Origin of the sequence: Methylobacterium currus, from assembly GCF_003058325.1 — a bacterium.
GTDB classification, from domain to species: domain Bacteria; phylum Pseudomonadota; class Alphaproteobacteria; order Rhizobiales; family Beijerinckiaceae; genus Methylobacterium; species Methylobacterium currus.
Genome location: NZ_CP028843.1, coordinates 4,621,544 through 4,646,940, shown reverse-complemented (window position 1 = coordinate 4,646,940; position 25,397 = coordinate 4,621,544). Strand labels below are relative to the sequence as shown.

General features: G+C 70.4%; 13 protein-coding genes. 5 read left to right on the top strand and 8 right to left on the bottom strand.

Annotated features, from left to right (window positions below):
- Positions 1-124: 124 nt before the first annotated feature.
- The gene (locus DA075_RS21525; RefSeq protein WP_414468156.1) at positions 125-355 is read left to right on the top strand and encodes an alkylphosphonate utilization protein; all 231 of its coding nucleotides are present in this window, start codon (positions 125-127) and stop codon (positions 353-355) included.
- 78 nt (positions 356-433) lie between these two features.
- Here the strand turns inward: DA075_RS21525 and DA075_RS21520 are convergent, their stop codons facing one another.
- From DA075_RS21520 to DA075_RS21490, 7 genes are all read right to left on the bottom strand, one after another.
- Entirely contained in the window at positions 434-1,642 is a 1,209-nt protein-coding gene (locus tag DA075_RS21520) for a pyridoxal phosphate-dependent aminotransferase (protein WP_099954962.1), read from the bottom strand.
- 119 nt (positions 1,643-1,761) lie between these two features.
- A complete protein-coding gene (gene glgB / locus DA075_RS21515) occupies positions 1,762-4,026 on the bottom strand; it encodes a 1,4-alpha-glucan branching protein GlgB (RefSeq protein ID WP_099956722.1) in 2,265 nt (754 codons plus the stop codon).
- A gap of 258 nt (positions 4,027-4,284) precedes the next feature.
- Positions 4,285-7,548 carry a maltose alpha-D-glucosyltransferase gene (gene treS / locus DA075_RS21510; protein WP_099954961.1) on the bottom strand — a complete coding sequence of 1,088 codons (3,264 nt, stop codon included), beginning with the start codon at positions 7,546-7,548 and terminating at the stop codon, positions 4,285-4,287.
- A gap of 150 nt (positions 7,549-7,698) precedes the next feature.
- Positions 7,699-11,106, bottom strand: a complete 3,408-nt coding sequence (locus DA075_RS21505; RefSeq protein WP_099954960.1) for a maltotransferase domain-containing protein — start codon at positions 11,104-11,106, stop codon at positions 7,699-7,701.
- 83 nt (positions 11,107-11,189) lie between these two features.
- The gene (locus DA075_RS21500) at positions 11,190-16,112 is read right to left on the bottom strand and encodes a malto-oligosyltrehalose synthase (protein WP_099954959.1); all 4,923 of its coding nucleotides are present in this window, start codon (positions 16,110-16,112) and stop codon (positions 11,190-11,192) included.
- A gap of 1 nt (position 16,113) precedes the next feature.
- Positions 16,114-17,934: a malto-oligosyltrehalose trehalohydrolase gene (gene treZ, locus DA075_RS21495; protein ID WP_099954958.1), complete on the bottom strand. Its 1,821-nt coding sequence runs from the start codon at positions 17,932-17,934 to the stop codon at positions 16,114-16,116.
- A gap of 195 nt (positions 17,935-18,129) precedes the next feature.
- The gene (locus DA075_RS21490; RefSeq protein ID WP_099954957.1) at positions 18,130-18,318 is read right to left on the bottom strand and encodes a hypothetical protein; all 189 of its coding nucleotides are present in this window, start codon (positions 18,316-18,318) and stop codon (positions 18,130-18,132) included.
- Between the two features lie 305 nt (positions 18,319-18,623).
- On the opposite strand from DA075_RS21490, the gene parE reads away from it, so the two are divergent.
- The gene (parE, locus tag DA075_RS21485) at positions 18,624-20,705 is read left to right on the top strand and encodes a DNA topoisomerase IV subunit B (RefSeq protein WP_099954956.1); all 2,082 of its coding nucleotides are present in this window, start codon (positions 18,624-18,626) and stop codon (positions 20,703-20,705) included.
- A gap of 316 nt (positions 20,706-21,021) precedes the next feature.
- Here parE and DA075_RS21480 read toward each other — a convergent pair whose 3' ends face one another.
- On the bottom strand, positions 21,022-21,906 hold the full coding sequence (locus tag DA075_RS21480) for an outer membrane protein (RefSeq protein WP_099954955.1): 885 nt from the start codon (positions 21,904-21,906) through the stop codon (positions 21,022-21,024).
- A 221-nt stretch (positions 21,907-22,127) separates the two neighbouring features.
- Between DA075_RS21480 and DA075_RS21475 the strand changes: the two genes are divergently transcribed.
- The 3 genes from DA075_RS21475 to DA075_RS21465 all read left to right on the top strand — a co-directional run bounded on the left by DA075_RS21475 (position 22,128) and on the right by DA075_RS21465 (position 25,378).
- Positions 22,128-22,373 (top strand): hypothetical protein, encoded by a 246-nt coding sequence (locus DA075_RS21475; RefSeq protein WP_099954954.1) that lies wholly within the window; start codon positions 22,128-22,130, stop codon positions 22,371-22,373.
- A gap of 255 nt (positions 22,374-22,628) precedes the next feature.
- The gene (locus tag DA075_RS21470; protein ID WP_099954953.1) at positions 22,629-24,188 is read left to right on the top strand and encodes a DEAD/DEAH box helicase; all 1,560 of its coding nucleotides are present in this window, start codon (positions 22,629-22,631) and stop codon (positions 24,186-24,188) included.
- A gap of 125 nt (positions 24,189-24,313) precedes the next feature.
- Entirely contained in the window at positions 24,314-25,378 is a 1,065-nt protein-coding gene (locus DA075_RS21465; RefSeq protein ID WP_099954952.1) for a GGDEF domain-containing protein, read from the top strand.
- The last annotated feature ends 19 nt before the right edge of the window (positions 25,379-25,397 follow it).

The following is a 25,397-nucleotide window of genomic DNA, read 5'->3' as shown; positions in this document are numbered from 1 at the left end:
CCTTGCGGCAGGCGGCTCACAGCGGCGACAACGCCCACGCAACGGAGGACGAACGCGCGTGACGGCTGCCGACGACGATTACGTGTATGACGAGGCGACGGGCGAGTGGCGCCCCGCCGGCGAGATGAAGGCCGCCGCGACCCGGGAGGTGCGCGACGCCTCCGGCAACCTCCTGAGCGACGGCGATTCCGTCACCCTGATCAAGGACCTGAAGGTCAAGGGCGCCAACCAGACCCTCAAGCAGGGCACGGTGATCCGCTCGATCCGCCTCACCGACAACGACGACGAGGTCGATTGCCGCCACGACACGATCAAGGGCTTGGTGCTGCGCACGGAATTCGTGCGCAAGCGGTGAGTTGGGCCACCCTCCCCGTCATCCGGGGCCGCGCCGCGGAACCCGGGATGACGGAAGAGAGGTGCAGACGGGACGTGCTTACCGCTCGCTCAGCACCGGCACCATCCGCCGCATCGCTTCGGTGAGGTCTGCCGCGGAACGGGCGAAGCACAGCCGCAAGAATCCCTCGCCTCCGGGCCCGAAGGCCGAGCCGGGGGCGAGGCCGATAGCGGCCTCGTCGACGAGGCGCTTGGCGAGGCGGACGTCGTCCGGCTCGCCCGGCACCCTCGGGAAGGCGTAGAAGGCGCCGGGCGGCGCGGGCAGCTCGACGCCCGGCACGGCACCCAGGGCACCGCAGACGATCTCGCGGCCGGCCCGGGCCTGCGCCACCTGCTCGGCCACCAGCGCCTCGCCCTCCCGGATCGCCGTGACGGCGGCGTGCTGGAGGAAGGTGGCGACGCCGGACGTGCCGTAGAGGACGAGCCCGTCGACGATCCGCCCGATCGATTCGGGCCCCTCCAACCAGCCGACCCGCCAGCCGGTCATCGCCCAGTTCTTGGAGAAGGTCTGGACGAACAGCACCCGGTCGCGGTCCTCGGGCTGCCAGACGTCGCGGATCGACGGCGCCCGGCCTAAACCCTCGTGCGCCGGATCGAAGCAGAACCGGCCGTAGATCTCGTCGGCGACGATCCAGAGCCGATGCTGCCGGGCGATCGCCAGAACCGCCTCGAGGTCTCCCTTCGTCGCGACCCAGCCGGTCGGGTTCGCCGGGGTGTTCAGCACGATGGCGCGGGTGCGCGGGGTGATCGCCGCCGCGATCCGGGCGATGTCGAGGCTCCAGCCGGCCGCCGCATCGAACTGCATCGGCACGGGGACGGGCCGCGCACCCTGCATCGCGACCGCGCCGAAGAAGTTCGACCAGGTCGGGGTCGGCAGCACGACCTCGTCGCCGGGCTCGGCGGCGATGCGGATCGCGGTGTGGAAGGCGTGCATGCCCCCCACCGTCACGAAGAACCGCCCCGGCCCGACGGGATCGCCGTAGAGCCGCGTGACGTACTCCGCCAGGGCCTCGCGCAGGGGCGGGATGCCGAGCATCCGGGTGTAGAAGGTCGCGCCATCGCGAAGAGCCCGCTGCGCCGCCTCGCCGATGAAGGCCGGCGTCGGCCGGTCGCCCTCCCCGACCCAGAGCGGGATCAGGCCCGGCCGCTCGACGCCGTAGGCCACGAGCTCGCCGATGCCGCTCGGCAGCACCCCGGCCGCTTCGCGGCTCACCGGCGGCATCGTATCGGGCAGGGGCGGGACGGTCATGCGGAGGCCTCAACCGGAGGGATTCGAGGCGCAACGCTTCGCAAGAGGCGCGCCCCGGCGCAAGCCGGAGCGATCGAGAACCGGCGCGGCCATTCCGGGCCGTGCCGGCCATGGGGCCGTCAGCCCTGCCGCACCAGGATCAGCGTGGCGAGCGGCGGCAGCGACAGGGTCAGCGAGTGGTCCTGGCCGTGAGACGCCTCCGCCACCGCGTCGACCCCGCCGTAATTGCCGACATTGCTGCCGCCATAGCCCTCGGCGTCCGAGTTGAACGCCTCGCGGTAATGCCCGGCCATCGGCACGCCGATGCGGTAGCCGTGGCGCACCACGGGGGTGAAGTTCGAGACCACGATCGCGACCTCGCTCGGTTCGCGGCCCTTGCGGGCCCAGGCGATGACGTTGTTCTCGGCATCGTCCGACACCAGCCACTGGAAGCCCGCGGCCTCGGTGTCGCGGGCGTAGAGCGCCGGGGTCGCGGCGTAGAGGTGGTTCAGGTCGCGCACCAGCGCCTTGAGGCCGGCATGGAACGGATCCTCCAGCAGGTGCCAGTCGAGGCTCTGGTTGTGGTTCCACTCCTTCTCCTGGCCGAACTCGCCGCCCATGAACAGCAGCTTCTTGCCGGGATGGCCCCACATGAAGCCGAAATAGGCGCGCAGATTCGCGAATTTCTGCCAGCGGTCGCCCGGCATCTTGCCCAGGAGCGAGCCCTTCCCGTGCACCACCTCGTCGTGGGACAAAGGCAGGATGAAGTTCTCGGAGAAGGCGTAGAGCAGCCCGAAGGTCAGGTCGTGGTGGTGGTAGCGGCGATGCACCGGCTCCTTCGAGATGAAACGCAGGGTGTCGTGCATCCACCCCATGTTCCACTTGAAGCCGAAGCCGAGGCCGCCGGTATAGGTCGGGTGCGAGACGCCCGGCCAGGAGGTCGATTCCTCCGCCACCGTCATCGTGCCGGGGGCGTGGCTGTAGGTCGCCTCGTTGGTCTTGCGCAGGAAGTCGATCGCGTCGAGGTTCTCGTTGCCGCCGTACTGGTTCGGGATCCACTCGCCGGCCCGGCGCGAATAGTCGAGGTAGAGCATCGACGCCACCGCATCGACCCTGAGGCCGTCGAGGTGGTAATGCTCGAGCCAGAACCGGGCGTTCGAGGCGAGGAATGCCGAGACCTCGGTGCGCCCGAAATTGTAGATGTAGGTGCCCCAGTCCTGGTGGAAGCCCTGGCGCGGGTCGGCGTGCTCGTAGAGGTGGGTGCCGTCGAACTGGCCTAAGCCGTGGGCGTCGAGGGGGAAGTGGCCCGGCACCCAGTCGAGCAGGATGCCGATGCCGGCCTCGTGCGCCGCGTTGACGAATTCCGAGAAATCCTCGGGCGAGCCGAAGCGGCTGGTCGGCGCGTAGAGCGAGACCGGCTGGTAGCCCCAGGACCCGTCGAACGGGTGCTCGGTGATCGGCAGGAGCTCGATATGGGTGAAGCCCATCTCCTTGGCATACGGAATCAGGCGCCCGGCGAGCTCGCGATAGGTGAGGTAGCGGTTGCCCTCCTCCGGTACCCGCGCCCACGAGCCGAGATGGACCTCGTAGATCGAGATCGGGCCGTGGCGGTGGTCGAGGGCGTTGCGGCTCTGCATCCAGGCCTGGTCGCGCCAGACCGGCGCCGGCAGGCCTTCGAGGCGCGAGGCGGTCTCGGGCGGCTGCTGCGCCGCGAAGGCGACCGGATCGGCCTTGAGCGGCAGGAGCGCGCCGTCGGGGCCGCGGATCTCGAACTTGTAGTGGCCGCCCTTCTTCAATTCGGGGATGAACAGCTCCCAGACGCCGCCATCCTGCCACAGCCGCATCGGGTGGCGCCGGCCGTCCCAGTCGTTGAAGTCGCCGACCACCGAGACCCGGCGGGCATTCGGGGCCCAGACCGCGAAGCGGAAGCCCGGCGTGCCGCCGATCTCGATGGCCTGCGCGCCGAGCACCCGGTGCACCGCGTCGTTGCCGACGTCGCGCAAGAGGCCGATCTCCCCCTGCGTCAGGGTGGCGCCGTACTCGTAGGGATCGCGGCGGGTGCGCTCGGTGTTGTCCCAGCCCTCGACCGCGATGCGGTAATCGGGCCGCTGCCCGTGCGGGAAGCTCGCGACGAAGAAGCCGGCCGGGTGGCGCCGCTCCATCGGCACGCGGTTCTCGCCGATCACCACCGTGGCGGCGCGGGCCTCCGGCAGCACCGCGCGCACCTCCCACTGGCCGTCCCCCGTCTCGTGGGGACCCAGCACCCCGAAGGGATCGCCGTGCTCGGCGCGCATGATCGCCTCGACGGCGTCGGGATGGACCGCGTAGGCCCGGCCCGGCACCGGCGGCCGTGCCGGGCGGCCCGGCACCGGCCCGGAGACCCGGGGCGACGCCGCTGCCTGCATCGCGGCGACGCGCAGCGAAACCTGCTTGACGACACCCTTGCGGCTTGACCCGCCGGAGGATTTCTTGCCCGTCTTACCGTCCAACTCCTTGCCGGCTTTCGCCGTCACGGTCACCGGCGCCACCAGGGTGGCCTTCACCTTCGCGGCCTTGCCGGGCTTCTCGGTCTTCACGGTCTCGGTCACGCGCGTCTCGAGGCTGCGGTCGGTCTGGCGCCGGCGAGCGGCCGGCTTCCGGGCGCTGGTCTCGTCGTCCATGGGTCACGCCCCTTTCTGGTCGGCCAGGATGGCCAGCACGCCGCGGGCCGGAATCTCGATCCAGTCCGGGCGGTTGTTGGCCTCGTAATCGATCTCGTAGAGTGCCTTCTGCAGCAGGCAGAGCCGCAGCAGGCGGTCGTGGGTGGCCTCGTCGGTGACGGCGGCGCGGCTGCCCTGCACCGTTGCGGCATAGGCCTCCAGGAAGGCCCCGCTCACCATCTGGCGCCAGGCGGCGACGGCGGTCTTCGCCCGCTCGCCGGCCTCGGCGAAGCGCGAGGAGACCTCGCGGGTCACGGTCTCGCCGCCATAGGCGAACGAGCGCAGGATGCCGGCGACGTCGCGCAGGGGCGTCGACTTCGCCCGGCGCTCGTCCACCGGCCGCGACGGCTCGCCCTCGAAATCGACGATGATGAGGTCGTCCTGCGAGGCGAGCACCTGGCCGAGATGATAGTCGCCGTGGATGCGGGTGCGGTGGGCGCCTTGCGGAGCGCCCCGGCTCAGGGAGGCGATCAGCGCCTCGATCTCCGCCTTGGCGGCGACGATCGCGGCGGCCGCCTCCTGGGCGCTCTCGGGAGCCGTGAAGCCGAGCGAGGCGCAGGCCCGCAGGGCCTTCTCGGCCTGGCGCCGCGTGTCGGCGGCGAGCGCCGACAGATCCTCGCCCGTGAACGGCTCGGCCGCGAAGGCTGGGTCGTCGGTCTCGGTGGCGAGCGCCTTGTGCATCTCGGCGGTGCGCTGGCCGAGCAGCCCGGCCCAGCGCAGATGCGTGGCGAAGGTCTCTTCCGGGGAGTGCGCCTCGCTCTCGGGCACCAGCACGATCGTGTCGAGGTCGCGCCGCAGGTATTCGAGCATCAGGGTCCAGGCATCGCCCTGGTTGCGCACGAAGGCCTGGAGCAGGCCGAGCGCCGTCGCGGTGCCGTCCGGCCCGACATGCTCGACCACGCCCAGCAGCGCCGGCGTGTTCTTGAACCCGGCTTCCTCGGTGAGGAAGCGGCCGACCTCGACCTCCGGATGGCTGCCTGGCTGGAGCCGGCGCAGCAGCTTGAGCATCAGCCGCGAGCCGAAAGCGATCGAGGTGTTGCTCTGCTCCGCCGAGAGCCGGCGGATGTCGGCCGGGTCAAGGTCCAGCTCGGGGTCGAACAGCGAGGTCGCCTGGAAGCGGATGCTGCCCTTCTCGGACGCGATCTCGCGATTGTTGCGGATCGCGTCGACCATCGCGAGGGCGAAGTCGACCGAGGAGGCGGCGCCGTAGAGGAGGCCCATCCGCGGCCCGCGGCGCACCCGGGCGACCGCGTGGTCCATCAGCGACTCGTCCTCGCGGCCCTCGTCGACCGCGAGCGGCACGAAGTAGTCCTGGGTCTCACCGCTGGCCAGCGAGACCGCGATGCGCGGCAGGAGGAAGCCGCCGGTGCCGCTCAAGCTCGGCAGGATCGCGCTGTCGACCACCTCGACCCCGCGGATGCGGGTGCCCTTGGCGCCGAACCAGCGCCGCGAGCCGATGAAGCGCGGCGCCACGGTGCGCTCGAAGGCCTGGCGCTCCCGGCCCCGCATCAGGGTCTCGACGCCGCCGGTCAGCACCAGCGTGAACAGCTCCGGCGCTTCCGGGCTCGGGCCCATCGTGCCGGCATTCGCGGTCGAGAGCGAGAACCAGTAGAAGCCGTAGGCCGGCATGGTCAAAAGGTACGGCAGGTCGCCGATCGGCGGGAACGAGGTGCCGCCGGTCAGCTCGACCGGCACCGCCGTGCGCAGGTCCGACAGGTCGAGCTGCACCGCCTGCGGCGCCCGCGACAGGTTGGCGACGCAGAGCACCCGCTCGTTGTCGTGCTCGCGGATCCAGGCGAGCACCTTGCGGTTGTCCGGATAGAGGAAGCGCAGGCCCCCGCGCCCGAGCGAGACGTGGTTGTTGCGGATCGCGATCATCCGCCGGGTCCAGTTGAGCAGGCTGGTCTGGGCGCGGGTCTGCGCCTCGACGTTGACCGCGTCGAAGCCGTAGATCGGGTCCTGGATCGTCGGCAGGAACAGGCGGGCCGGGTCGGAGCGCGAGAAGCCGCCGTTGCGGTCCGGCGACCATTGCATCGGCGTGCGCACGCCGTCGCGGTCGCCGAGATAGATGTTGTCGCCCATGCCGATCTCGTCGCCATAGTACAGCACCGGGGTGCCGGGCATCGAGAGGACCAGGAACTTCATCAGCTCGATCTTGCGCCGGTCGTTCTCGAGCAGGGGCGCGAGGCGGCGGCGGATGCCGAGATTGATGCGGGCGCGCCGGTCGGCGGCGTAGAAGCTCCAGAGGTAGTCGCGCTCCTTGTCGGTCACCATCTCGAGCGTCAGCTCGTCATGGTTGCGCAGGAAGATCGCCCATTGGCAGCCCTCCGGGATCTCCGGCGTCTGCCGCATGATGTCGGTGATCGGGTGCCGGTCCTCCTGCGCGATCGCCATGTACATCCGCGGCATCAGCGGGAAGTGGAACGCCATGTGGCATTCGTCGCCCTCGCCGAAATACTGCGCGGTCTCCTCCGGCCACTGGTTGGCCTCGGCGAGCAGCATCCGGTCGGGATAGGACTCGTCGAGGGCGGCGCGGATCTTCTTGATGACCGTGTGGGTCTCAGGGAGATTCTCGCAGTTCGTGCCGTCGCGCTCGATCAGGTAGGGGATCGCGTCGAGGCGCAACCCGTCCACCCCCATGTCGAGCCAGTACCGCATCACCTCGATCACCGCCTCGAGAACCTTCGGGTTGTCGAAGTTCAGGTCGGGCTGGTGCGAGTAGAAGCGATGCCAGTAATACGCCTTGGCGACCGGATCCCAGGTCCAGTTCGAGGCCTCGGTGTCGAGAAAGATGATGCGGGTGTCGGTGTACTTCTCGTCGGTGTCCGACCAGACGTAGAAGTCGCGCCACTCCGAATCCTTCGGGGCGTTGCGGGCCTGCTGGAACCAGGGATGCTGGTCCGAGGTGTGGTTGATGACGAGCTCGGTGATGACCCGCAGGCCGCGGGCATGGGCCTCGTCCACGAAGGTGCGGAACTGGTCCATCGTGCCGTAGGACGGGTTGATGTCGCGGTAATCGGCGATGTCGTAGCCGTCGTCGCGCAAAGGCGAGGGATAGAACGGCATCAGCCAGATCGCCGTGACGCCGAGGTCGCGGATATAGTCCAGCTTCGCGGTCAGGCCGTCGAAGTCGCCGATGCCGTCGTTGTTCGCGTCGAAGAAGGACTTGACGTGCACCTGGTAGATGATGGCGTCACGGTACCATTGCGGATCGCTGCGATCGATCATCGCGTCAGAGCCTCATTCGATCGGGTCGTGGCGCCGGGTTGGCGGGTGTCGCGGGACTTGGGCTCAAGTGGCTTGGGCTCAACGCGGGGCGCCGGGGAGAGTTCGGGGGCCGAGATGTCCGGTGCGGGGGACCGCACCGGACGGACGAAACTAGGCGCCCCCGTGCTGCCACGCGCCGCCGGTCGCCGCAAGGCGGTCGGGACGGCGAAGGCGCCAGATCACCACCGACCGCTCGGCCGGGTCGAGGGCGATGCGGTGGGTCTTGCCGCGCAGCTCGAACGTGAAGCCCTGCAACAGGTCCTCGACCTCGACCGCGCCGTCGTCGGGCAGCCCGAACTGCCAGAGCGGCACCTCGTAGGTGCATTCCTGGCGGCTGCGCGGATCGAGATTGACCATGCAGAACACCGCGTTGTCGCCCGACGGCGTCATCCGCAGGTAGGCCAGGATCTGGTCGTTCCAGGCCGGGGTGAAGACGACGTTGCGGAAATCCCAGAGGGCCGGGTTCTCGCGGCGGATGCGGTTCAGCGCGATGATGTGGTCGCGGATGTTGCCGGGCCGGTAATAATCCCAGGCCTTCAGCTCGTACTTCTCGGAGTCGAGATATTCTTCCTTGCCGGGCACCGGGGCGGCGTCGCACAGCTCGAAGCCGTTATAGATGCCGTAGACGCTGGACAGGGTGGCGGCGAGCGTGCCGCGGATGATGAAGCCCGGCCGGCCGCTGGTCTGGAGGAAGACCGGGTTGATGTCCGGCGTGTTGGCGAAGAAGTTCGGGCGGTAATACTCGCCCATCTCACCCGCGAGTTCCGTCGCGTAGGCCGCCAGCTCCTCCTTGGTGTTGCGCCAGGTGAAGTAGGTGTAGCTCTGCTGAAAGCCGGCTTTGGCGAGCTTCTTCATCATCTTCGGCCGGGTGAAGGCCTCGGCGAGGAAGAGCACGTCCGGATAGCGGTCGTTGACGTCGCGGATCATCCAGTCCCAGAACGGGATCGGCTTGGTGTGCGGGTTGTCGACCCGGAAGATCTTCACGCCCAGCTCGACCCAGCCGACGATGATGTCGCGCAGCTCGATCCACAGCGATGGGAAGGCGCCCTCGCGGTAGAAGTCGACGTTGACGATGTCCTCGTATTTCTTCGGCGGGTTCTCGGCGAACTTGATCGTTCCGTCTGGGCGCCAGTCGAACCATTCTGGATGCTGCTTGATCCAGGGATGGTCCGGCGAGCACTGGATGGCGAAGTCCAGCGCCACCTCCATGCCGTGGGCGTGGCTCGCGGCGACGAGGCGACGGAAGTCGTCGAGGGTGCCGAGGTCGGGGTGCACCGCCTCGTGGCCGCCCTCCTCGGCGCCGACGGCGTAGACCGAGCCGACATCGCCCTCACCGGCCTTCAGCGAGTTGTTCTTGCCCTTGCGGTTGGTGCGGCCGATCGGGTGGATCGGCGTGAAGTAGAGCACGTCGAAGCCGAGTTCCCGGATCTCGGGCAGCCGGGCGATGACGTCGTCGAAGGTGCCGTGGCGGTTCGGATCGCCCGATTGCGAGCGCGGAAAGATCTCGTACCAGGCCGAGAACCGGGCCGCGAGCCGGTCGGCGAAAACCTCCAGCACCACCGGATAGCGCGAGAGGTTCACCCTCTCCGAGTTGCGGTGGATCAGCGCCGTCTGCTCCAGCAGGCGGTGGAGCTGCGCCGCCGATCCGGGCTCGTCGGCCTCGAGCGCCGCCACGAGCGCGTTCAGCGCGGCGGCGTCGCTGCCCTCGGCGAGGGCGGCGGCGCGCCTGACGAGGCCGACGCCTTCCTGCGTCTCGAGCCGCACGTCGATGCCGGCGTTGCGCTTCTTCTCCAGGCCGCGCAGCCAGGACGAGAAGTCGTCGCGCCACGCCTCGACCGTATACTCGTAGCGGGCGTTGCGGGTGAGCGGGAAATGGCCGTGCCAGCGGTCGTTGTCGACGAACAGCATCGGGTCGCGGCGCCACTCGGACTCGCCGGCCAGCCGCGACAGGACCGCGGCGTTGATGACGTCGTGCCCGTCGGTGAAGATGTCGGCCTCGACATGGACCTGGTCGCCGACGACCCGCTTGATCGCCGAGCGGCCGCCATCGATCTCCGGGCTCACCGCCTCGATGATCACCCGCCCCTCCCCGCTCGGGGTGGTGCGGCGCGGCCGCCGCATGGCGCCGATGCGGCGGGCGGCGAGGATGCGCACCGCGCGGGGCTCCAGGCCGATCGACTGGTCGGCGCGGAAGACCAGCGGCGCGGCCTCGGGCGTCAGGTCCTGGAACGGGCCGAATTCCCCGCCGGAGCCGGCGATCAAGGGTGCGGGGTCGACCGCGACGGGGCGGTCGGTCGGGTTGTGCAGCACGATCACGGCGTTCTCGGCCGAGCCGGGATGGCCGGTATCGATCCGGATCAACGCCACGTAGGACGCGTCGGGGGCCGAGAGGCGCCATTGCGCGCCCTCGACATTCGCCGCCGGCAGGTCGGCGCGCAGGCGGTTGATCGCCGCGACGAAGCCCGAGATGTCGATGCCGGTCTGGTGCTCGCGGCTCTCCGGAGTCGTCTCGACGACGTGGAGCGGCTTCGCGTAGCCCCACTCGTAGCCGATCGGCATCAGCACGCCGGCCGAGAAGAAGGCGGCGAGCGCGTAGCGGCTCTTGAGGTCCGCCGCCACCGCCTCGCGCCCGCCCTCCAGCGAGGCCGCCAGCCGCGGCATGTCGTGGTTCTCCGGGAAGGCGATCGAGGGCGCCAGGATGCGCAGGCGCTCGTACTGCTCCAGGGCCCAGGGCGCCTTCAGGTCCCACCAGGCGAAGGAGTTGAACAGGTAGTCGAACCCGGCCTCCGCCGTGGCCCGCGCCTCCTCGAAGGTGCACCCTAAGGTCTCGGCGGCGAAGAGCGCCGCGTGGTCGCGGCCCTTGGCGGCGGCGATCAGGCTGCGCCACACGTCCGGAGGGACCTTGTAGGCGGCATCGCAGCGGAAGCCCGCGACGCCCAAGGACTGAAGCCGGGCGATGTAGCCGTTCCACAATTCCGTCAGCGCCGTGCGCGGGCCGGCGGCGACGTAGTCGAACTCGGCGAGGTCGCCCCAGACCGTGATCTTCGTCGGATCGTCGGGATCGACCGCGTGCGGGCTCACCGGCGCGCCGGAGGCGTCGCGCACGAACAGGTCCGGGCGTTCGTGGGCGAGCTTCCCGTCATTGGCGGCGTGGTTCACCACCAGGTCGGTCATGATCTTCAGGCCGTGCCCGGCGGCGGCCTCGCAGAAGCGGCGGATCTGCTCGTCGTCCGGGGTGCCGTCGAGGTCGCGCAGGCGCTCGTCGAGCCGGTCCGGGTCGGCGACGGCGTAGAGCGAGCGCGAGCCGCCGGTCTGGTGGAAGGGATTGAGGTAGACCCAGTCGAAGCCGAGTTCCGCGATGCGGGGCAGTTCGGCGGTCCAGGCCGAGACCCGGCCGACCAGGAGGGGGAACAGGTTGTAGATTCGCGGTCCGGCCGCCAGCGGCGCCAGGGTCGCCGGCAGCGGCGTCACCTCGCGGGTGCGCTTCGCCGGCTTGGTGCTGGTGCGGGGTACGTTCATCGGCCCGATCCTGCCTGCTCGTTCTCGATCGTGTCACGGGGGCGTGTCGTGGGTGCGGGGCCCGAGGGCCCCGCACCGGGGTCTCAACTGGCGGAGAGACGCAGAACCGCCAGGGGGAGGCGCGCGAAGAGTCGCTCGACGCTCAGGCGCCCGCCCTCGGCGCGGACCTCGTCGCCCGTCACCAGGTCGCGCCAGACGCTGCCCTCCGGCACCGGCAGGCTCGTTCCGGCGAAGGCGCCCGCGAGGTTGAGGGCGTCCTCGGCGGCGACCCGGCGGGGCACCGCCACCAGGAGGTCGCCGGCTTCGGAGCCCACGGTCGCGTCCTGGCGCAGGAAGGCGACGACGCGCTCCGCCCCCTGCCCCTCCGCCGCGACCGGGGCGTAGTCGGCCTCGGCGTAGAAGCCGGGATGAGCGGCGCGGTCGGCCAGCAGACGGGCCAGGACCGCCTGCTTGATCCGCCCGTCCGGCCAGGCGGCAAGCAGGGCTTCGAGCGCCACGTCCTGCCCGAGCGCCGCCTCGCGCTCGGCATAGTCGACCGGGCGGCGGTTGTCGGGATCGACGAACGAGAAGTCCCAGAACTCCGTGCCCTGGTAGATGTCGGGCAGGCCCGGCAGGGTGCATTTGAGTGCCGACCGGGCGAGGCCCGTCACCATGCCGACCCGCGCCAGCCTTTCGGCGAAGGGCCGGAAGTCCTTGAGGAAGTCCGATCCTGGCGCCACCAGGGCGTCGAACAGCCTGGAGACCGCGCCCTCATAGGCCTCGTCGACATTGACCCAGCTCGACCGCCGCTTGCCCTCGCGCATCGCCTTCTCGGCATAGGCGCCGAGCCGCTTGCGGAAATCCTCGACGTCCTTCGGATTCGGAGAGTCCGTCAGCAGCTCCAGCGGCCAGGCGCCGAGGATGGCCTGCAGGAACATCCACTGGTCGTTGGCGTCGGGCGCCGCCTCGCCCTCGACCTCGGAGAGGTGGGGCGCCACCAGCCGGCCCCACACGTCCCAGGCTTGCGCCCATTCCTGCGGGATCTCGGAGAGCGCCAGCAGCCGGGTGCGGGCATCCTCGCCGCGCTTGGTGTCGTGGGTGGCCGTGGTGATCATCGCGTTCGGCCAGTCCCGGGCACGGGCGGCCTGGAGCGCGTGGAAATGCTCCGCCGTCAGCCCGTACTCGCCCGGATCGCCCCCGACCTCGTTGAGCGCCAGAAGCTCGACGAAGCGGTAGAACAGCGTGTCCTCCAGGCTCTTGGCCATCACCGGGCCGGTGAGCTGCTGGAACCGGCGGCGGAAGCGGCGCACCACCTCGGGGTCGGGACGGCCCGGCCCCTCGGTGTCGAGGCGCCCCAGCAACACCCGCTCGGCAAAGTCGTGCACCGAGCGGTCGGGCAGGCTGGAGCGGCGCTTGGCCTTGCGGACCGTGTCGCCGATCAGCTTCAGGTCTTCCGGCTCGATCTCGTTCTCGTCCAGATCCTGGGACAGGTAGCTGCGATAGACCGGGAAGCGGGCGATGATCTCCGACAGGGCCTGACGCAGGGCGTTGACCGAGAAGTCCCGGGTGCGCCGGTCGGCGTCGGCCACCTGCTTCAGGTCCGAGGTCAGGACTTCCAGCTCGCTGGCGAAGCTGGTCTCCAGGATCTCGCCCTTCACGTTGCGCAGGAGCCACGGATAGGGCTCGTCCATGCCGGTCGCCCCGGCATAGAGCCCTGCCACCGCCTCGCGCTTCCCCTGGTCGACGAACAGCCCGTCGATCTGGTTGAGCACGTCGTAGCCGGTGGTACCGGCGATCGGCCAGGGCCGCAGCTTCTCGCCGGGCTCCAGGATTTTTTCCACCACGATGTAGAAGCCGGGGCCGAGAGCCACCTGGAGCGCGCGGGCGTAGCCGGCCGGATCGGCGAGGCCGTCGATGTGGTCGATGCGCAATCCGTCGATCCGTCCCTCGCGGATCTGGCGAAAGAGCATCGCGTGGGCGCCCTCGAACACCCGCCTGTCCTCGACCTTGAGGCCGGCGAGCGAGTTCACGTCGAAGAAGCGGCGGTAGTTGATGTCGCTCGCCGCGACCCGCCAATGGGCCAACCGGTAGGCCTGCGCCTCCAGGATGCGGTGCAGCGCCCCGAAGCTGTCGGGATGGCCCTTGAAGCCGTTGACGAGGGTCACCGCCCGGTCGACCGCCGCCTTCAGGTCGGACGAGGCCGCGACGGCATGGGCGAGGCGCCGCTTCAGGCCCTCCGCCTCCTCCGGGAAGGCGGCCTGGCGCTCGGGGCTGGTCTCGTCGCCCATCCGGCGCAGGCGCTCGGAGATCGACAGGACCTCGGCCGAGTACTCGTCGCCGACCACCGGCAGGGCGGCGAGCGCCCGGTCGAGGATGATCGGGTAGCTCAGCGGGTTGACGGGGAAGCGGTGCTCGAAGTGCCAGACGCTGAAGCCGCCCTCCTCCGGGTCGAAGGCGAGCTTGAGGTCGCCCTTCTCCAGGGCTTCGCCGTAGCGGTCGCCGAGGAACGGCACGACGAGCTTGTTGCGGGCGCCGAGCCGGCCCCAGTCGATGTCGAAGGCGTCGGCCGCCGAGGACAGGGCACCCCATTCGAGCACCGAGAGCCACCACGGGTTGTCGGCACCGCCGACGCCCATGTGGTTGGGCACGATGTCGAGCAGGAACTTGAGGCCGTGCGCCTTCAGGGTGTCGCTGAAGCGGACGAACGCCTCCTCGCCGCCGAGCTCCGGGTTGATCTCGCGGTGGTCGACGATGTCGTAGCCGTGCATCGAGCCCGGCCGCGCCTTGTGGATCGGCGAGGCGTAGACGTGGCTGATGCCGAGCTTGGCCAGATAGGGGACGATCTTCGCCGCGTGGTCGAAGGTGAAGTCCTTGTGGAATTGCAGCCGGTAGGTCGCCCGCGGCGGCGGCGAGGCGAGGCGCGCGGCCCCCGAGCGCGGCCCGCGCTCCTCGGCGGCGAGCGACGAGGCGAGCTTGGCCAGCGGCCCGCCCGGGGCCGCGATCGCGTCGAGGTCGCGGTCGAGCTTGCGGCGCCAGTTCGGGTAGCCCTCGGTGACGCCCGGCATGTTGGCCTGGCTCACCTCGCCGAGGATGTCCTCGTACTGCACCGCCGTCAGCACCGACGGCGCCCGGGCGAGGAAGCGCACCGCCGCTTCGAAGGGCGGCTCGGCCGGCACCTCGCTCGTCGGGATCAGGCCCTCCTGGTTGAGCGCCTCGGCGAGGCGCCGGCGCTCGTGCACCCGCTCCTCGCGCTCGGCCCCGGCCCGCTCGGCGTCGTAGAGGCCGAGCGACTGGCGCAGCTCGGTGTCGACGCCGCGCCACCAGCCGACGAAGGTCGGGAGGTCGTGGGTGGTGATGGCGCAGAGCGCGTCGCGCGGGTACTCGGCCGGGCGCTTGAACGCGCCGCCCTCGCCCCGCTCGAAGGACAGGATGCGGTAGCTCAGGATCCCGGCCTGCATCAGCGCGTCGGAGAAGCCGGCCGGCGCGGTGCCGAGGTCCTCGGCGATGACGAGGCACTTCGCCCGGTGGCTCTCGAGGCGCAGGACCGCCAGCATCGCCTCGAACGGCATCGCCACGTAGGCGCCGCCCTTCGCCCCTCCTCCGACCGGGATCAGGAACAGCCGGGCGAGCTGGAAGGCGTGGTCGATGCGGATCGCGCCGGCATGGCGCATGTTGGCCTGGACGAGGGCCCGGAAGGCCGCGAGGCCGTCGCGCTCCAGCTCCAGGGGATCGAAGGGCGGCAGGCCCCAATCCTGGCCGTTCGGGGCCAGGATGTCCGGCGGCGCGCCGATCGACAGCCCGGCGGCGAAGCGCTCCGGATGCGACCAGATCTCCGAGCCGCCCCGATCCGCCCCGACCGCGAGGTCGCGGTAGAGCCCGAGCCGCATGCCCGAGGCGAGGCCCTGCGCTGCCGCACGGGCGAGCTGCCGGTCGGCGAGGAATTGCAGCCAGGCGTGATAGGCGACCCGCTCCTGGTGCTCGTCCGCGAAGGCCATGACCTCCGGGGTGCCGTTGCGGCGGTAGGCCTCCGGCCAGTCGCCGAGCCAGTGGGCGCCTTCCTTGGAAAAATGCTCCGCCAGGGCCTCGAAGGTGGCGTGGGCCTCCAGGGTCTCACCACCCGCGGCCCGGAAGGTGAGGAACTCGGTGTCCCGCCCGGCCCGGGCCGGCGAGTCCTGCCACAGGGCTTCGAGCACCGGGCTCAACACCTGCCAGACGCCCGCATGGTCGACGAGCGAGGCGTCGCGCAGGCGCGCGATCTCGGGCGCGGCGTCTTTCAGGAGGCGCTCGGCCCGGCTGCCGGCGAGGCCCGGCAGGGAGGCCGGGTCGATATAGAGGGTTTCGAGGAACAGCCGCGAGGACGGCGAGTAGGGCGAGACCTTCTGCCGGTCGGTCGAGAAGAGGGCGTGGACCGGGCTCAACCCCAGGAAGGCCGCGCCCCGCGCCCCGGCATCCGCCGCGGCCCGGCCGGCATCGGCGTAGGTGCCGATGCCGAGATTGTCCTGCGAGCGCAGGCCGTAGAGCTGGGCCGCCAAGCCCCAGTCCCGGGCGCCCTCGTCGCCGAGCGCCCGCGGGCGCCAGCAGCGCTGCGGGGCGGCGATCACCGTCGCCTCGGCGCGCTGGTCGCCCAAGCTCACGGTGAGGCGATGGTAGCCGGGGGTGAGCGGCGGCAGCTCGATCGCGTCGGTCTCCGCCGTCAGGGCCACGCGCCCGTCGCGGGCCGTGCCGCGCTCGTCGGTGACACGCCAGCTCACCGTGCCGGACGCTCCTCCCGGCCGGACCGGCACCCGTGCGCCGCGCCGCGCCTCGACCGGCACCAGGGGGGGCACCAGGCCGTGGCGCAAGGAGCGGATGCGGTCCAGGCTCGCCTGCGCCTCCGCGTCGGTCCCGGCCGGGAGGCCGAGGGCGGCGAGCAGCCCCTGGCGCACCGCGAGCGGGGTCTCGACGCGCCGGCCGAAGGCGTCGGTGTAGTCGGCGGCGATGCCCGCCTCATCGGCGAGCCGCGCGACGACATCCTCGGTCACGGCCATCTCAACGCACCTCTTTCACGAACACGCCCGACCAGGCGGGCAGGACCAGGGCGCCGTCCTCGTCCTGCGAGACGGACGGCGAGCGCCAGATGACGCGGCCGGGCAGCGGCCCCGGCTCGTACGGCTCACCGCCGAACACCCCGACGAAGCGCAGCGTCCCGCCGGCGAAGGACCAGGTTACGTCGATCACGTCGGGCCGGGGCAGCGCGAAAGCACCGCCCTGCCAGGCGGTCTTGGTCAGCGGCACCACCTCGCGCTGGCGCAGGGCCAGGAGCGCCGTCGTATCGGACAGGATCTCGCGATGCGGTGAGCGGTCGCGCTCCGCCCAGTCGAGCTTCGAGCGCCGGAACGTCGCTTCCGCCGTCGGATCGGGGATCGTCTTCGCCTTCTCCTCGTCGGCGAAGGCCGCGAAGCTCTTGAACTCGCGCCGGCGGCCGTCCCGCACCGCCTTGTTCAGCTCCTCGTCGGGGGCGAAGTCGACGAAGAACAGGAACGGCGTCGAGGCCGACCATTCCTCGCCCATCCACAGCATCGGGATCTGCGGGCTCAAGAGCAGACCGGCCCGGGCGAGCGCCAGCCTGTCGGCATCGGCAAGGTGGCTCAGGCGCTCGCCGAGCGCCCGGTTGCCGACCTGGTCGTGGTTCTGCAGGAAGGTGACGAAGGCGGACGGCGGCAGGTGCCCCGAAGGCTCGCCGCGGGGGTGATTATCGAGCGTCCTGAACGGCTCGCCCTGGTAGGCGAAGCCCTCCGCGAGGCTGCGGGCGAGATGGGCGGCCGGCTTGTCGGAAAAACTCTCGTAGTAGCCGGAATCCTCGCCCGTCAGCAGGATGTGCCAGCCGTGATGGGTGTCGTCGGCCCACTGCGCGCTGTGGAAGCGCGGCTGGCCCGTTCCGTCCCGCTCCAGCCACGAGGCCTGGTTGGCCTCGTTCTCCAGCATCAGGTGGATCGGCCGCTCGGGAACGGCGCTGCGGATCCGCTCGGCCAGCTCGCCGAGGAAGTGTTTTTCGGAATCGTCCAGGATCGCGTGGACGGCGTCGAAGCGCAGGCCGTCGATGTGGAACTCCTCGATCCAGTACAGCGAATTATGGACGAAGTAGTCCCGCACCACCTCGCCGCTGGTCTTGCCGTCGAAGTTGATGCCCGCGCCCCATGGCGTCTGATGGCGCTCGGTGAAGAACGACTTGGCGTAGGCGTGGAGATAGTTACCGGCGGGGCCGAAATGGTTGTAAACGACGTCGAGGAAGACCATCAGGCCAAGGGAATGGGCCCGGTCGACGAGGCGGCGCAGGTCGTCGGGCGTGCCGTAAGCGGAATCCGGCGCGTAGGGCAGCACGCCGTCATAGCCCCAGTTGCGGCTGCCCTTGAAGTCGGCGAGCGGGAGCAGTTCGAGCGCCGTGACGCCGAGGTCGCGCAAGGAGTCGAGCTTGTCGGTCAGCGCCGCGTAGGTCCCCTCCGGCGTCGCGGTGCCGACATGGCACTCGTAGATCACCGTCTCCTCGAACGGGCGCCCGGCCCAGGCGCCGTCGGTCCACGCGAAGGAAGCGGGGTCGACCACCTCGCTCAAGGACGAGACGTCCTCCGGCTGGAAGCGCGAGGCCGGATCGGGCACCACGAGGTCGCCGTCGATCCGGTAGCCGTAGCGGGCGCCGGCGCGCACGCCCGGCACCGTCAGGCGGCGCCAGCCTTCGCCCTGGTCGTCGAGCGGATGCTCCTCCCCGTCGAGCACCAGGGCGACGTTCGTCGCGGTCGGTGCCCAGAGGGCGAAGCGCACGCCCTCCGGTCCGATCTGCGCACCGAATGGCATGCTGTGGGCGCGCCGCATCGGGCCACCATCCTTTGAAAGCAAGAGTGTGCGAACGGCGTGGGGCGCCGCTCAGGAAATTCGGTGGATTCGGGCCGGTTCCGCGAGCCAGTTCCGCGCTGCGAAAGCCGCGCTGCGAAGCGGGAGCTAAGGCGGCCCTCGCCCGCGGCAATGGCCGGATCCGGCGGTCGCTGGGGATGGCCGCGCGCGGGGTCTTCAGAACGCCCAGGCGAGGGTCGCGGCGAAGGCCGCCGCGACGGCTGCGCCGGTCGCCGTCATCGTGACGCGCCCGAACCCGAGGGCGGCTGCGGCGACGCCCTCCTCGGCGAAGCCGAAGGCCTGGCCGGCCGCCTGCTCGGCGCGGGCGAGGGAGAGATGGCGGGCGTGGCGGGTGACGGCTTTCATCGTCGGAACGCTCCTGCGGCACGGTCCTCCCGTCCGGCGTCGGGAGCGGCCATCCGGACAACGGGCGGTCACAGTCGAGGTTCCGGGGGGTAGCGCGCGCGTCACCAGGCTTTAAGGGAATTTGTTTACGTCTCGGTGACTCTGGTACGGGTTCTGCTGCGCGGCGATTCCGCGCCGCCCGCCCATGCCCGTTCGCCACACCCCGAAGCCGCGCAAAGGCTCTTTTTGTTCCGCGTTTGTTCCGGTATAGGGAAAGGATGACCTCGAATGCTGCCAGAGCCCTTCCCCCACCGCGAGGCCGTCGCGTGAGCGAGGCCGCACGAGACCTGTTCGGTCCGGGGGGCAAGACCCCCGGGACCCCGTCGCCCGGCGCCAAGCCGCCGGCCAAGCCGTCGGCCGAGCCGAAGCGGCTGAAGCCCGTCGCCGTGCCCGCGTCCGCGGAAGCGGCGGAGGCCGGCTACGACGCCTCGGCGATCGAGGTGCTGGAGGGGCTGGAGCCGGTGCGGCGCCGGCCCGGCATGTATATCGGCGGCACCGACGAGAAGGCGTTGCACCACCTCTTCGCCGAGGTGATCGACAATTCCATGGACGAGGCGGTGGCGGGACATGCCAGCTTCATCGAGGTGGAGCTGGAGGAGGGCGGCTGCCTCGCGGTGACCGACAATGGTCGCGGCATCCCGATCGACCCGCACCCGAAATTCCCCGGCAAGTCGGCGCTCGAGGTCATCATGACCACGCTGCATGCCGGCGGCAAGTTCGACTCGAAGGTCTACGAGACCTCCGGCGGCCTGCACGGCGTCGGCATCTCGGTGGTGAACGCCCTCTCGGACGTGCTCGAGGTCGAGGTCGCCCGCAACCAGACCCTCTACCGGCAGACCTTCTCCCGCGGCCACGCGCAGGGGCCGATCGAGACGGTCGGGCGGGTGCAGAACCGGCGCGGCACCAAGGTGCGCTTCCATCCGGACGCGGAGATCTTCGGCGAGCACAAGTTCGATCCGCGCCGCCTGTTCAAGATGGCGCGCTCGAAGGCCTACCTGTTCGGCGGCGTCGAGATCCGCTGGCGCTGCGCCCCTGCCCTGCTGGACGGCATCGACAACGTGCCGGCCGAGGCCGTGCACCGCTTCCCGGCCGGCCTGAAGGACTATCTCGCCCGCGAGATCGACGGCAAGGAGCTGGTCGCCGACAACGTCTTCGCCGGCAAGGTCACCAAGCCCGGCAGCCACGGCTCCCTCGAATGGGCGGTGGCGTGGCTGTCCAACGACGACGGCTTCTCGTCGTCCTACTGCAACACGATCCCGACGCCGGAGGGCGGCACCCACGAGAGCGGGATGCGGGTGGCCCTGCTGCGGGGGTTGCGCGACCACGCCGAGCGGGTCGGCCAGGTCAAGCGGATGGCCTCGGTCACCGCCGAGGACGTGATGGCGACCTGCGCGGCGATGCTGTCGGTCTTCATCCGCGAGCCCGAGTTCCAGGGCCAGACCAAGGACAAGCTCGCGACGCTGGAGGCCTCCCGCATCGTCGAGGCGGCAATCCGCGACGCCTTCGACCACTGGCTCGCCGCCTCGCCGACCCAGGCCAACAAGCTCCTCGACTGGGTGATCGACCGGGCCGAGGAGCGCCTGCGCCGGCGCCAGGAGAAGGAGGTCGCCCGCAAGACCGCGACCCGCAAGCTGCGCCTGCCGGGCAAGCTCGCCGATTGCTCGAAGGCCGGGGCCGCGGGCTCCGAGATCTTCATCGTCGAGGGCGATTCGGCCGGCGGCTCGGCCAAACAGGCGAGAGACCGCGCCACCCAGGCGATCCTGCCCCTGCGCGGCAAGATCCTCAACGTCGCCTCGGCGAGCCGGGACAAGCTCGGGGCGAACCAGCTCCTCTCCGACCTGATCCAGGCGCTAGGCTGCGGCATCGGCAACCAGTACCGGCACGACGACCTTCGCTACGAGAAGGTCATCATCATGACGGACGCCGACGTCGACGGCGCCCATATCGCCTCGCTCCTGATCACCTTCTTCTACCGGCAGATGCCGAAGCTGATCGAGGGCGGCCACCTCTACCTGGCGGTGCCGCCCCTCTACCGGCTGACGCAAGGCGCCAAGAGCGCCTATGCGCGCGACGATCGCCACAAGGAGCAGCTGCTCAAGACCACCTTCAAGTCGGGCAAGGTCGAGATCGGGCGCTTCAAGGGCCTCGGCGAGATGATGCCCGGCCAGCTCAAGGAGACGACGATGGACCCCAAGAAGCGCACGCTCCTGCGGGTCGAGGTGGTGGAGGAGGCACGCGATGCCACCGGCGACACGGTCGAGCGGCTGATGGGCAACAAGCCCGAGGCCCGCTTCGCCTTCATCTCCGAGCGCGCGGTCTTCGCCGACGAGATCGAGCTCGACATCTGATACCGCAGCGCCTTCGAACGGACCCGTTCGAAGGCGCTGGCTAAGCCCGAACGGGCGTCGGCGCCGATGCGCCGGACGCCTTGGCATCGACGTGTCGATGCCAAGGCGCGAGGGTATGAGATCCGCCGGGGACGGCGCGGCCGTTCCCGCAGCGAGCACGACGTGACGAAAGCCCGTCCGCACCAGCGGCCGGGCTTTCGTCGTTGCAGGTCGGCGCGTCCGAGACGGAGCTTCCCGCGATAGGGAGCGCTTCTGGAACGCGAAAAGCCCGGCCGTGAGGCCGGGCTCCGCTCCGTCGGGCGACGGAGTGCGACGACTAGAAGCCGTTGAACTTGTAGTTCAGGCCGGCGCGGACGACCGCGAACTCGGTGTCGCGACGGGTCTGGCCCGGGTTGACGACGACCACGCCCGGCGACGAGGTGGTGATCACCGTGCCGGCGTTGTTCACCGCGAAGGCGCCGTTGTTGCGGTTGCCCTGATCCAGGTTCACGTACAGGCCTTCGACCTTCAGGGTCACGGCCGACGAGCGGAAGAAGTTCAGGAACGAGTCGGTGGGCAGAGCGTACTCGACGCCGCCGCCGACGACCCAGCCGGTCTGGAACTCGTCGCGCGAGCTGTTCGGCAGGCCGAAGTCGCGACCGCCGCCCGAGCCGTAGGCGAAGCCGCCGGTGGCGTAGACGAGGGTGCGGTCCCAGGCGTAGCCGAGACGGCCGCGCACGGTGCCGAAGTAGTCGAGGCCCGACAGGCCGTTCGGGTTGAACACCTGCTGCGCGGCGAGCGGCGAGGTCGAGACGAAGCGGTTCCGGTCACGACCGAAATCGACGTACTGGGCGTCGGCCTCGATGCCGACGACCACGCCCGAGCCCGGGGTGAACTGGTAGTTGTAGCCGATCTGGCCACCGCCGACGAAGCCGTCGGTGCTGTTGCGGCCGCCGAAGGCGATGACCGCGGTGCCCGGGACGCCGCCCGGACCAGCGCCGATCAGGCCGGTGCGGTTGTCGATCCCGACGACGGGACCAGCGCGGCGGTCGTCAGTGCCGAAGCCGTAACCGGCGTTGAAACCGGCGTAGAAGCCCGTCCAAGTGAAGACCGGCACCGGCGTGAAGACCGGCGGGGGAGCCGCGCGGCGCGGCAGGTCGGCAGCCGAGGCAGCCGCGGACAGGCCGACGAGGGCCACGGAGGCGAGGAGGATCTTCTTCATTCTCTGACTGGTCCTGATTGGCGAGAGCCGGCGCGCTTCTATCCCCGGTCGGTCACCCGGTCTGTCGCATTCCTGCAACGAGGCCAGGGTTTACCCGGCCACCCGTCAACGAAACGTGAATCGGCGGCGACTGCTGATCCAAAAAATCGAATGAGCGCGGTCACTTAGCGTTAACCATGAGGCACCATCGTATGATCGAGCACTTCCGCTGAGGAACCGACATGGACGCTTCCGGGCACCAGAGCGCGCCGCCTTCCCTGCTCCGGCGCACCTGGAGGATCGCCTTGCTCGCCGTCGCCGCCTCGCTGGCGGCCACTCACTTCCTGGCGGCGCGCATGGCCCCCGGACCCGGCCGGGAGGCGGTCGCGACCCTGCGCGGCGTCGTCGAGCCCGAGACCACCGGATCGATCGCCGGGCCTGCGGCGCGGACGCGGCTCGATCCTTGCGGTGTGCCGTCGCGCCCGTGACGGCGGGCGGCGCGCAGGGCCGGCGGCGCGCTTCTGTTCACCGAACAAATCCCGGTCAGCACTTGACAAAAGGGCTCGCATCGGGCGTGTCCTGCGGGCGGTCGCGTGCCCGACGCGACGGAGCAATGGCGTGAACGTCCCGCCCCGGCGCAGCCGGCGCGAACAGGCTGCGAAACGACTTTGCCTCCCGGCCGTTGCCGCGACGGTGTCTTACGCGCCGGCCTGATCCGCCCGCGCGCAACGGTTCTCTTCAGAATGTCATTCGCCGAACTGGGTTTAAGCGAGAAGGTCCAGCAGGCCGTCGAGGCCGCGGGCTACACCACGCCGACCCCGATCCAAGCCCAAGCCATTCCGCATGTCCTCGCGCGGCGCGACGTCCTGGGCGTCGCCCAGACCGGCACCGGCAAGACGGCGGCGTTCACGCTGCCGATGCTCACCCTGCTGGAGCAGGGGCGGGCCCGGGCCCGGATGCCGCGCACGCTCATCCTTGAGCCGACGCGCGAGCTCGCCGCGCAGGTCGTGGAGAATTTCGAGCGCTACGGCACGAACCACAAGCTCAACGTCGCGCTGCTGATCGGCGGCGTCTCGTTCGCCGACCAGGACCTGAAGATCACCCGCGGCGTCGACGTGCTGATCGCGACGCCCGGGCGGCTGCTCGACCATTTCGAGCGCGGCAAGCTGCTGCTCACCGGTGTCGAGCTGCTCGTCATCGACGAGGCCGACCGGATGCTCGACATGGGGTTCATCCCCGACATCGAGCGGATCGTGAAGATGGTGCCGTTCACGCGCCAGACCCTGTTCTTCTCCGCGACGATGCCGCCGGAGATCCAGCGCCTCGCCGACGACTTCCTGCACAATCCGGTCCGCATCGAGGTGGCGCGCCCCGCCTCCACCGCCGCCACCATCACCCAGCGGCTTGTCGCGACGGGCGCCGAGGGGCACCAGAAGCGCAAGACGCTGCGCAAGCTGATCCGCACGGCGGAAGATCTGAACAACGGCATCGTCTTCTGCAACCGCAAGCGCGACGTCGCGCAGCTGCAGAAGTCGCTGGCGAACCACGGCTTCAACGTCGCGGCCCTGCACGGCGACATGGACCAGCGGGCCCGCATGGCGGCGCTCGACGCGTTCCGCTCCGGCGAGGTGCCGCTGCTCGTCGCCAGTGACGTGGCGGCCCGCGGCCTCGACATCCCGGCGGTGAGCCACGTTTTCAATTTCGACGTGCCGCATCACGCCGAGGACTACGTCCACCGGATCGGCCGCACCGGCCGGGCGGGCCGCCCCGGCGCCGCCTTCACCCTGGTCGGCCGCGGCGACGAGAAGTCGCTCGCGGCGATCGAGGCGCTGATCGGCCAGCCGATCGCCTGGGCAGAGGGTGACCTCGCCAGCCTGCCCGAGGACGAGGCCTCCGAGCCGGGCGAGCGGCGTGGCCGGGGCGGCCGCAGCCGCCGCGACGAGGGCCGCAGCGAGGGCCGTCGCGACGAAGCCCGCCGGGGCGACGAGGGACGCCGGGACGAGACCCGCCGGCGGCGCGCCCGCGGCAACCGTCCTGAGGAGGTGGAGGCGCCGGCGCCGGCTCCGGCCCCGCGCCGCAACGGCGAGGCACCGCGGCCGGCGGCCGAGCGGCGGGTTCCGAACGAGCGCCGCGTTCCGGAGGACCGCCATCGCGCCGACGAGCGCTCCGCCGGCCGGCGCAACGACCGCGGCCGTCACCGGGACGACGACGCGATGCCGGAGGCCGAGATCGGCATGGGCGCTCACATCCCGGCCTTCCTGCTCCGGCCAGTTGTCCTGAAGAAGCGGACAGAGGGCGAGTAGACCGCAGTTTTCTCGCGTGCCGGGCGTAAATTCCTTCGCGCTTTAACTGCTTCTCCACGGACCGGCTGTACAGGTCGGGAAGAGGCGCACCGGCACGAAGCCGACGCCCAGCGCGGAGACGTTCGATGCCTGACCTGAGCAGCGCCGAGCTTGATCGGAGCTTCTTGTTCGGTCAGCGTGCCTTGGAGCTGATGAAGGCGTATCGGTCCTCGGCGACGCCGCGCAGCTACACGGTCTGGTACACGTATGTGGCCGGCCTGAACGGGCAGCTTATCGAGGCCGTCAAGCGGATCACCGCCGAGCACGGCATCCTGGCCGACGCCCATGTCGACCAGCTCTTCGAGACCTACCTCGACGGCCGCAAGCTCTCGACCGAGACCGAACGGGCCAGCACCGGGGTGCTGGCCGAGATCGAGCAGATCATGGAGATGCTGGACGCGGCGCTCGGCTCGACGGCGCGTTACGGCGCCTCGCTGCAAGCCTTCAGCCAGGACCTTGCCGCGCCGGCGGTGAACCGCGCCCGGGTGCGGGAGATCGTCTCGTCGCTCGTCGTCACCACCCGGGACGTGGCCGCCAATAACCGCACCCTCGAGGCGCGGATGCGCGAGAGCCGCAACGAGATCGAGACCCTGCGTGAGACCCTGGAGGCGGTGCGCGTCGAATCGCTGACCGATCCCCTCACCGGCATCGGCAACCGCAAGCATTTCGAGGAGATGCTGCACAAGGCCGTCGACCATGCCGCGGTCCAGGGCCAGCCGGTCTGCCTCGTCGTGCTCGACATCGACCACTTCAAGCGCTTCAACGACCTCTACGGCCATCTCACCGGCGACCAGGTGCTGCGGCTGGTGGCGATGACCATGCGCGAATCCGCGGAGCCCCGTACCACCATCGCGCGGTTCGGCGGCGAGGAATTCGGCATCATCCTGCCGGGCAGCGACCGGGACGAGGCGCGGGAGGTGGCCGAGAAGGTCCGCACCAGCGTGATGGGCCGCGAGCTGGTCAAGCGCTCCACCGGCGAGAGCCTCGGGCGGATCACCATCTCGGTCGGCGTCGCGGCCTACCGGCGCGGCGACACGGCGGTGTCACTGCTCGAGCGCGCCGACCATTGCATGTTCACCGCCAAGCGGGCGGGCCGCAACCAGGTGATCGACGACGCCGCGCCGGCCGAGACCATGGACGACGTCGCCTGATCGCCGGCTCGGCCCTCCC

Bases quoted from the DNA above. Each gene is read 5' to 3' on its own strand.
- DA075_RS21525 (WP_414468156.1), top strand. From the start codon at position 125: ATGAAGGCCGCCGCGACCCGGGAGGTGCGCGACGCCTCCGGCAACCTC.
- DA075_RS21520 (WP_099954962.1), bottom strand. From the start codon at position 1,642: ATGACCGTCCCGCCCCTGCCCGATACGATGCCGCCGGTGAGCCGCGAA.
- glgB (WP_099956722.1), bottom strand. From the start codon at position 4,026: ATGCAGGCAGCGGCGTCGCCCCGGGTCTCCGGGCCGGTGCCGGGCCGC.
- treS (WP_099954961.1), bottom strand. From the start codon at position 7,548: ATGATCGATCGCAGCGATCCGCAATGGTACCGTGACGCCATCATCTAC.
- DA075_RS21505 (WP_099954960.1), bottom strand. From the start codon at position 11,106: ATGAACGTACCCCGCACCAGCACCAAGCCGGCGAAGCGCACCCGCGAG.
- DA075_RS21500 (WP_099954959.1), bottom strand. From the start codon at position 16,112: ATGGCCGTGACCGAGGATGTCGTCGCGCGGCTCGCCGATGAGGCGGGC.
- treZ (WP_099954958.1), bottom strand. From the start codon at position 17,934: ATGCGGCGCGCCCACAGCATGCCATTCGGTGCGCAGATCGGACCGGAG.
- DA075_RS21490 (WP_099954957.1), bottom strand. From the start codon at position 18,318: ATGAAAGCCGTCACCCGCCACGCCCGCCATCTCTCCCTCGCCCGCGCC.
- DA075_RS21480 (WP_099954955.1), bottom strand. From the start codon at position 21,906: ATGAAGAAGATCCTCCTCGCCTCCGTGGCCCTCGTCGGCCTGTCCGCG.
- DA075_RS21475 (WP_099954954.1), top strand. From the start codon at position 22,128: ATGGACGCTTCCGGGCACCAGAGCGCGCCGCCTTCCCTGCTCCGGCGC.
- DA075_RS21470 (WP_099954953.1), top strand. From the start codon at position 22,629: ATGTCATTCGCCGAACTGGGTTTAAGCGAGAAGGTCCAGCAGGCCGTC.
- DA075_RS21465 (WP_099954952.1), top strand. From the start codon at position 24,314: ATGCCTGACCTGAGCAGCGCCGAGCTTGATCGGAGCTTCTTGTTCGGT.